The sequence below is a fragment of the Streptomyces fructofermentans genome (assembly GCF_014651055.1).
GTDB classification, from domain to species: Bacteria; Actinomycetota; Actinomycetes; order Streptomycetales; family Streptomycetaceae; genus Streptomyces; species Streptomyces fructofermentans.
This window is the reverse complement of record NZ_BMWD01000022.1, coordinates 156434-163531: the sequence shown is the minus strand read 5'-3', so window position 1 is coordinate 163531 and position 7098 is coordinate 156434. Positions and strand designations below refer to the sequence as shown.

The window sequence follows — 7098 nt, the reverse complement described above, 5'->3', positions numbered from 1 at the left end:
ACCTCAGTCACGCCTACCGCGAGTGGCTCCAAGCCGCTTGACAGCAATAGGAGCATCAGCGGCCCGTCACGGAGGTCGTGGCGTGCGACGCATGGACGTCGCGGCCGGTGGCGGGCGAGCCGGGATCGTTCGGCTCGCGCGCCCTCCCGCCTGCTCAGGACTGGTACGGCTGCTGCTGCGGCTGCCCCTGCGCCTGGCCGCCGTACCCGCCCGCGGCCTGCGCCTGGAGCTGCTCCGCCTGCTCCCCTGTCACCTTCTGCTCCGCACCGCAGAAGGTGCACTGGGTGACGTACTTCGTCGAGATCGGGAACAGCGGCACGAAGAACAGGGTGAACTTCGTGACGCGCTTCCTGAGCGTGTGCGCGGCCGGGTTGCCGCACTGGCCGCACACGAACGTCAGTATCGCGAGCTGGTAGAGGTAGCCCTTGGTGCCAAAAATGATCATGCGGGTTCCTTCGGTGTGGCCTGCCGGCGCGGAGTCGGCGAGCGGTGGCGATGTGCGCCGACGAGGCACAGTCTCGTGCACGTGTGACGCGCCCGTCCCCTTGGGGCGCCCGGCCGCGACCTGCTCGCCACCCGCCGGTGCGCCGCCACCCTTGCAGGCCGGCCGCGCACCGGATCCCGTTCGGGACCTCCTCGGAGAGAACGGGCGGGCCGCGCGCCGAGTTCCGGCACGCCAGGTCAGATGCCCATCGAGGCCATCTCGATCGCCGAGCGGTAGTTCGCCGCGGCCGTCACCACGCAGGCGCGGTAGGACCGGTTGTCCTTCACCGCGAGGAAGTAGTCCTTGAGGTTCTTCCAGTAGTTGAGCAGGTAGCCGACCCCCGGGACGAAGCCGGGAGGACGCGGTACGAGCGCGAAGGCCTCGGAGCACCGGAGGATCTCCCCGGTCGCCGTGGAGAGGACGTCCGCGACCTCCGGGTTCATGTTCCATCCGGCGGCCAGGTCGGCGTTCCAGATGGAGGCGGCCACCTCCCGCAGATGCGCCTCCTCCTCCGGCGAGTAGCTCGTCGGGCCCGGGAGGGCGGCCGGGCCCGGGACCGTCGCCGTCGCGCCGGGTCCCGAGGCTGCCGAAGCCGCCGTGCCCGCGGCCCCGAACAGGAGCGAGGCGGCCGTGACCGCCGCCAGCGTGTACGTGCCCCGTCTGCCACCCATGCCGATCAGTCCCCTCTGCGGACGACCCCGGGGCCTGCCGCCCGGGCGCATCGACGCTGTCATGCGCAGTACATACGGGTCAACGGCGACAATCTGCCATCCGCGGCCGGGGGACAGGGCTTGACGGCCGCCCGTGTGGACGAACCTCGACCCGTCCCCCCCAATCTGCCCCGTCCCTGTCCCCCTTCGCGTCACCGGCACGGTCATCGGGCGGCGAGAGGCACCACGGGCAGCAGGGGACGGTCGGGGGCGGGGCGCTCGGGGAGCGTACGCGGGACTCTCTCCAGGATTCCACCGGCGAACACGTCGTACAGCGGCAGTGTCTCCAGATGCACGTATCCGATGTGGCAGTCGCACACCTGCTGGGGGCACGGCTTCGGGCCGAGCGCGGGACGGTAGGAGCCGTCGTAGAGATTGCCCAGTTCGGCGCGGACGAAGTGGCAGCGGCGGACCGTGCCCTCGCCGTCCACGGAGACGACGGACTCGCCCGTGCGGCAGGGCATGCCCGCCGAGCGGTGGGGGTGCCGGCTGAACGGGAACAAGGGGTCCAACGCCGTCCACAGCGCGGCCTGTTCGTCCGTGTAGGTGTGCTCCTCCGCCGCGTTGACCCAGAGGTAGACGTGCTCGGGCAGCTCGGCGCGCAGCCGTCGCGCGTGCTCCAGGTGGTCCGGCACGCCGACCACCCCCACGCTGAAGCGCACTCCGAGCGTCGACAGGGCATGGGTCTTGGCCAGGAACCGGTCGTACGGCGTCTGTCCGGGGTGGTACGTGCACCACAGCGCGACCTTCTCCGGGTCGGCGTCCGCCAGCCAGTCGGTGCGGCAGCTCAGGTTCGTCTGGATGGCGACCCGCCGCACCTGTGGCAGGTGCGAGAGGTCCACCAGCGCGCGGCGGTACCAGGAGCGGACCAGGCCCTCGCCCCAGGGAGTGAAGAGGACCGACAACTGGTCCTCCCGCTGCTCGCGCACCCAACCGGTGAACCGGTCGAGGGCCGTGCGGTCCGCGCGCAGTTGCGCCGTGCTGTCCCGCCGCTTGGCGAACGGACAGTAGGGGCAGTCGTAGTCGCACGAGGAGAGGGGCCCGCGGTACAGGAGCGTCAGATCCATGGACTCGTCACTTCAGCTCGTAGTCGGCCATCGCGGCGCGCACGGCCGGGGAGAAGAACTCCGGCCCGATCGCGTCCGAGTGCGCGAGTCCTTCGGCGGACAGCCTCAGCCACGTGGGCGGTTCGCCTTCGAGCCAGCCGCGGCCCGCCAGGGCTGCCAGTTCGTCGGGGAAGTCGTCCTGCGGGTCGGTCCCGAAGCGCGAGCGGTACTCCGCGACGGCCAGCCCTTCGGCCTGGAGCAGCGACTGGAGCAGATGCCGGCGTCGTGCCTCGTCCTCGTCGACCCATCTGCCGTGCAGCGCGCGGGAGAAGTCCTCCGTGGCGGTGTAGTCGTCGATGATGCCGCGGATCTCCCGCATCGAGACGGCGTAGTCGAACGAGTAGTGCAGCTTCGACGTGTACGAGCGGGCGCCGCAGCCCAGTCCGATCATGCCGTCGGTCTGGCAGGCGTAGTCGTCGGGCCCCTGAGGGGGCGCGTCCGACCGCCTGAACATGCGCATCGACACCTGCTCGTAGCCGTTCGAGAGGAGATGGTCGCGGCCCTCCCGGTAGCGGTTCAGCCGTTGTTCGTCCCACTCCCGGTCGGCTGCCCGCTGATCGGTGTGGCGGCCGAGTCCGGTGAGTGGGCGGATGTAGAGCGGGTAGAGGTAGATCTCCTCGGGGCGCCAGGCGAGAGCGGCGTCGAGGGAGTGGCGCCAACTGGCCGCCGTCTGGCCGTCGATGCCGTAGATCAGGTCGATGTTGAGGACGGGGACCGCGGCCTCGCGTATGCGTGCGAGGGCCGCTTCGACCTCGGACCTGCGCTGCGGGCGCACGGCCGCCCGGGACTCGTCCTCGACGAAGCTCTGTACGCCCAGGCTCAGCCGGGTGGTGCCGCGCTCGACCAGGACGGCCAGCCGGTCGGCGGTCGCCGTGGAGGGCGACGCCTCCACGGAGAGCGGGACCGCGCGGAGGTCCACGCCCATCTCACGCTCCGCGATGTCGCACAGGCGCTCCAGCTCGGAGGCCTCCAGATAGGTCGGAGTGCCCCCGCCGAAGGCGGCGTTGGCGAACCTCGGGGGCTCGGCGTCACCCAGGGCCTCACGTACGGCCGCGGCCTGGCGGCGCACGGCGTCCAGATAGCGGCCCGTCAGTCCCTCGGGCGCCCCGATGCGCGTGAACAGGTTGCAGAAGCCGCAGCGGATCTCGCAGAACGGGATGTGCAGGTACAACGAGAGCGACTGCCGCGACTCCCCGGCCCACAGGTCCGCGAGAGAGGGCTGTGGGCTGAGCGGCCGGTAGGCCGTCTTGTGCGGATAGGCGTAGGTGTAGCTCTGGTAGGGGCGCGGCAGGTGTACGGGGACGCCCGCTGAGAGGACGGTCATGCGGGCGGCTCCAGGAAGAAGTGGCCGTACGGCACCGTCCACACGGACTCGTGGGCGAGGCGGTGGCCGGTGTAGCCGTCGTCGCCGTAGGCGGTGCCGTGGTCGGAGCAGACGATGGCGAAGCAGCGGCGGCGCGAACTCATCGCGGTGAACAGCCGCCCGACATGACGGTCCACGTACTCCAGCGCGGCGGCGTGCGTGCTCAGGCTGTCGCCTGCGTCCTTGGTGGCCCCGGGCAGGTGGAACCAGTTGGGCTGGTGCAGTGCGGAGGCGTTGACGAAGAGGAACAGACGCTGGTCCGCCGGCAGTTCGGACACCGTCTTCTCGGCTCGGGCCACCTGTGCCTCGAAGGAGGTCGGGGACGCCACCGAGAACTCCGGCTCCCAGTGGCTCTCCTGGAACAGGCCTGGCAGTACGTCTCCCAGGGCGCCCTGTTTGTTGAAGAAGCCGACCCCGCCCACGCACACCGTGCGGTAGCCGTGGGCCGCCAGGCCGGACACGAGGTCCGGTGAGTCGAAGACGAAGGTGCCGTCCGCCGTGGTCTCGCTGCCCGCGAACCGCGCGGCGAAGAGCCGGGGGTGCGGTCCGGGCGTCGCCGGTGTGGGCAGGAATCCGGCGAACATCGCCTGGTGGGACGCGTAGGTGAAGCTGCCCGGCGCGTGCCGCTTCTCCCAGGTGCCGCCGGGCAGGTGCGCGGTGAGGTTGGGCAGGCGTCCCGCGGCCGCGAGTTCGACCGCGACGTCGTAGCGGAGCGTGTCCAGGGTGAGCAGCAGCAGGTCGTCCCGGCCGACCACCTCGTTCATGTCCGGTCGCTCGGCGGGGACGGGGGAACCGCCTCGCGTGGGGTGGGTCTCAGAGGGTGGTGGCATGTGCTGTCCTCGGCAGGTCGTGCGGTGGAGCGGCGGATACGGACGGGCCCTGCTTCGCTGTGGCGCCCGTAGCTGCCCTCGCTCCTGTCGGTGCTGTTGCTTTTGCTGGTGCGTTAGGCGCAGTGGGAGCCGCCGGTCCGGAGAAGGCGGCGGGGGAGAAGGACCCGGCTGCCGCAACCTGCGCGGCGTAGGTGTCCAGGCCCTCGGCTCCGCTGCCGGGCAGTCCGGTCAGCCGGGGGAGCAGGTCGCCGAAGGCGTTGACCTCCCCGACGGCGAAGCGGCGCCAGCCGACGGCCGGGAGCAGATCGACGCCGACGCACAGCGTGCCGGGGAAACAGGCAGAGGCACGCTCGCACGTCTCGATCGCCGCGGCCCATCGGTCGCCCGCCAGTGCCCGCACGGCCGCCAGGTCGCCGCGTGTACCCCCCAGATGCAGGTTGGTCAGCGGGGAGCGGCTCGTACGGACCACTGCGTGCGTGGCCCGGCCCGCCACCACCACGACGCGTAGATCCGCGGACCGCGCGCCCAGCGAGGCCTTCGGCAGCCACCGCTCGATGTGCAGCCCGTCGGGAGCCAGCGCGTCGACGATCGCGGCGATCTCCCCCTCCTCGGTGTAGCGGCGCACCCGGAGGGAGTTGTGCAGTCGGCCGTCCTCGGCGCGCTCCACCGAAGTGGTCGCGCGGATGCGGCCCGACGCGGTCGTCTCGATCGCGAGGACACCGGACGCGGAGGACCCGTGGGCGAGTTTGACGAAGGCCCGCTGGAGCCCCGCCTCCCGCATCAGGGCACGTACGTCCGCCCAGTCCCGCACCGCGGAGACGGCGCCGGAAGTGGGCGACGGCGGCACCGGCACGCCCGAGAGCGCGAGGCGTTCGTGGCACAGCCGCTTGTCGAACATCACGGCCAGGTCGGCCGGATCGTCCAGCCGCCGACCGCCGCGCAGCGAGGACACAGCGTCGAGGAACCGCGCGTACCAACGGGCGGAACCCTCCACGCGCGTGGGATCGGCCACGCCCCTCAGCAGCGCGTCCACCTCGGCGCTCTCCCCCGGGGAGTCGAGCCGGACGATCTCGTGGTCCGCGAACGCGTGCCCACCCTCGCGCAGCACGTCCGCCCACTCGACGACCCTGGGCGTGCCCTGCCCGGCCGCCTCCGCCGCCGCGGAGAACAGACTCACTCTGCGGTTGTCCCCGTTGGCCACGACCACCCAGGCGGGTGCGGCGCCCGTCGGCTCCGTTCGGCGCATGTCCTTCCCCCCTCGACCCGTTCCCGCCGCGCGCTACTCGCCCACCGACACGAAACGCCACACCGTGCCGTCGTCCTCCTCGTCGGCCTCGGCGTCGTCCGGGTCGACGTCGACCTCCACGCCCGCGGGCTCCAGCGTCTTCACCACACGCGTCCGCACGGCGTCGCTCAGGTAGTTGTGGTACATGTCGAGGGTCTTGAGGTGCGTCAGCGGCTGCCCTGTCAGCAGCGCCGTCGCCCCGTCGTCGGTCAGCACTCCCATGGACACGTCCAGCGCCTCCAGGCGTGCCACCACCGGCGCCGAGGCCAACGCCGCGCATACGGCGTCCTGGACCTCGCTGTTGCGCAGCGCCAGCCGCTTGAGGGCGGGCAGCCTGGTGCCCGCGAAGAACGGTTCGAGGTCGGCCACCTCGGCGTCGCCCCCGTACTCGGACGTCCCGAGCCACAGGTCGAGGTCGACCAGGGCCGGCAGGTCGCAGCCGGCGATTCCCCGCACCACCGAGGCAGGCAGGCCGCCGGACTCGACGTGCAGCGAGCGCAGCCGGTCGTGGCGGACGGCCGGGAACACCAGCTGGCTGCCACCGCGGACCGCGAACTCCTCAAGGTCGGGGAAGGCTTCGAGCAGTGGGGCCACGTTGCCCTGGACGATCCAGGAGATCTCGCACTCCTCCATCACGATGTCCCCGAGGAAGAGGCCGCGAAGTGCGGGCAGCCGGTCACGGGCGGCCACCAGTGCCTCGATCACCGTGTCGGGCGGGGTGTCGTAGACCTCGCTCCAGGTGCCGACGATCAGGGCGCGCACCTGTGTGGTGTCGACCGCCTCGAGGAAGCGGGCGAAGGCCTCCTCCCACTCCTCCTTGGCGTCGTACGAGTCCACCGCGACGCGCCAGGCCACGGAGTCGGGCGACGGAAGCGAGGACGCCTCGGCCGAGGTGTCGCCGACGCCCGGGAAGGCGAAGGCCGGCAAGCCGTGGAACTCGTCGAGGTGGCTACCCATGGTCATGCGCGCCCGCTCCTTCGTGCTGAGGCCGGTGAATCGGCGGTCGTGGTTTGACGCCTGGCGCGCGCCGACCGCATCCAGGTAGTGGAGTTCTACCAAGCCGCACTGACAACGCCGCCCGCAGGGGTGCCCTGTGGATGGCGGTCGGCCGCGGCACGGCGCCCGGAGCGGGACCGAGAGGTACCGGGTGCCCCCGAGCGGGGGCGTCGGTGCGAGTGCCGGTCGGTGGGCCCTCGCGACACGGGGAGTCGGCCGGCCCGGACGGCGCGGTGGACTTCGATGGCCAGGGGCGTCCGAGCCCCGGGCCCGGGCGGCGAGGGCCGATTGTCAGTGCCGACCTCTACGGTTTTTTCCACGGCA

The 7098-nt window shown here is 71.7% G+C and carries 7 protein-coding genes; all 7 read right to left on the bottom strand.

From position 1 onward, the window contains the following. Positions 1-154: 154 nt before the first annotated feature. Positions 155-445: a zinc-ribbon domain-containing protein gene (locus IE265_RS27180; RefSeq protein ID WP_190038328.1), complete on the bottom strand. Its 291-nt coding sequence runs from the start codon at positions 443-445 to the stop codon at positions 155-157. Between the two features lie 236 nt (positions 446-681). Beyond that, on the bottom strand, positions 682-1155 hold the full coding sequence (locus tag IE265_RS27175; protein ID WP_190038327.1) for a hypothetical protein: 474 nt from the start codon (positions 1153-1155) through the stop codon (positions 682-684). A 203-nt stretch (positions 1156-1358) separates the two neighbouring features. Next, positions 1359-2261 (bottom strand): STM4011 family radical SAM protein, encoded by a 903-nt coding sequence (locus tag IE265_RS27170; protein WP_190038326.1) that lies wholly within the window; start codon positions 2259-2261, stop codon positions 1359-1361. Positions 2262-2268: 7 nt separating this feature from the next. Beyond that, positions 2269-3624: an STM4012 family radical SAM protein gene (locus tag IE265_RS27165; RefSeq protein WP_190038325.1), complete on the bottom strand. Its 1356-nt coding sequence runs from the start codon at positions 3622-3624 to the stop codon at positions 2269-2271. Next, a complete protein-coding gene (locus IE265_RS27160) occupies positions 3621-4427 on the bottom strand; it encodes an STM4013/SEN3800 family hydrolase (RefSeq protein WP_190038324.1) in 807 nt (268 codons plus the stop codon). Before IE265_RS27160 ends, IE265_RS27165 begins: the two co-directional genes overlap by 4 nt. A 49-nt stretch (positions 4428-4476) precedes the next feature. Beyond that, complete coding sequence (locus IE265_RS27155; protein ID WP_190038323.1) at positions 4477-5739, bottom strand: STM4014 family protein; 1263 nt, start codon at positions 5737-5739, stop codon at positions 4477-4479. A gap of 33 nt (positions 5740-5772) precedes the next feature. Further along, positions 5773-6741 (bottom strand): STM4015 family protein, encoded by a 969-nt coding sequence (locus IE265_RS27150; RefSeq protein ID WP_190038322.1) that lies wholly within the window; start codon positions 6739-6741, stop codon positions 5773-5775. Positions 6742-7098 lie beyond the last annotated feature (357 nt).

Bases quoted from the DNA above. Each gene is read 5' to 3' on its own strand.
- IE265_RS27180 (WP_190038328.1), bottom strand. From the start codon at position 445: ATGATCATTTTTGGCACCAAGGGCTACCTCTACCAGCTCGCGATACTG.
- IE265_RS27175 (WP_190038327.1), bottom strand. From the start codon at position 1,155: ATGGGTGGCAGACGGGGCACGTACACGCTGGCGGCGGTCACGGCCGCC.
- IE265_RS27170 (WP_190038326.1), bottom strand. From the start codon at position 2,261: ATGGATCTGACGCTCCTGTACCGCGGGCCCCTCTCCTCGTGCGACTAC.
- IE265_RS27165 (WP_190038325.1), bottom strand. From the start codon at position 3,624: ATGACCGTCCTCTCAGCGGGCGTCCCCGTACACCTGCCGCGCCCCTAC.
- IE265_RS27160 (WP_190038324.1), bottom strand. From the start codon at position 4,427: ATGAACGAGGTGGTCGGCCGGGACGACCTGCTGCTGCTCACCCTGGAC.
- IE265_RS27155 (WP_190038323.1), bottom strand. From the start codon at position 5,739: ATGCGCCGAACGGAGCCGACGGGCGCCGCACCCGCCTGGGTGGTCGTG.
- IE265_RS27150 (WP_190038322.1), bottom strand. From the start codon at position 6,741: ATGACCATGGGTAGCCACCTCGACGAGTTCCACGGCTTGCCGGCCTTC.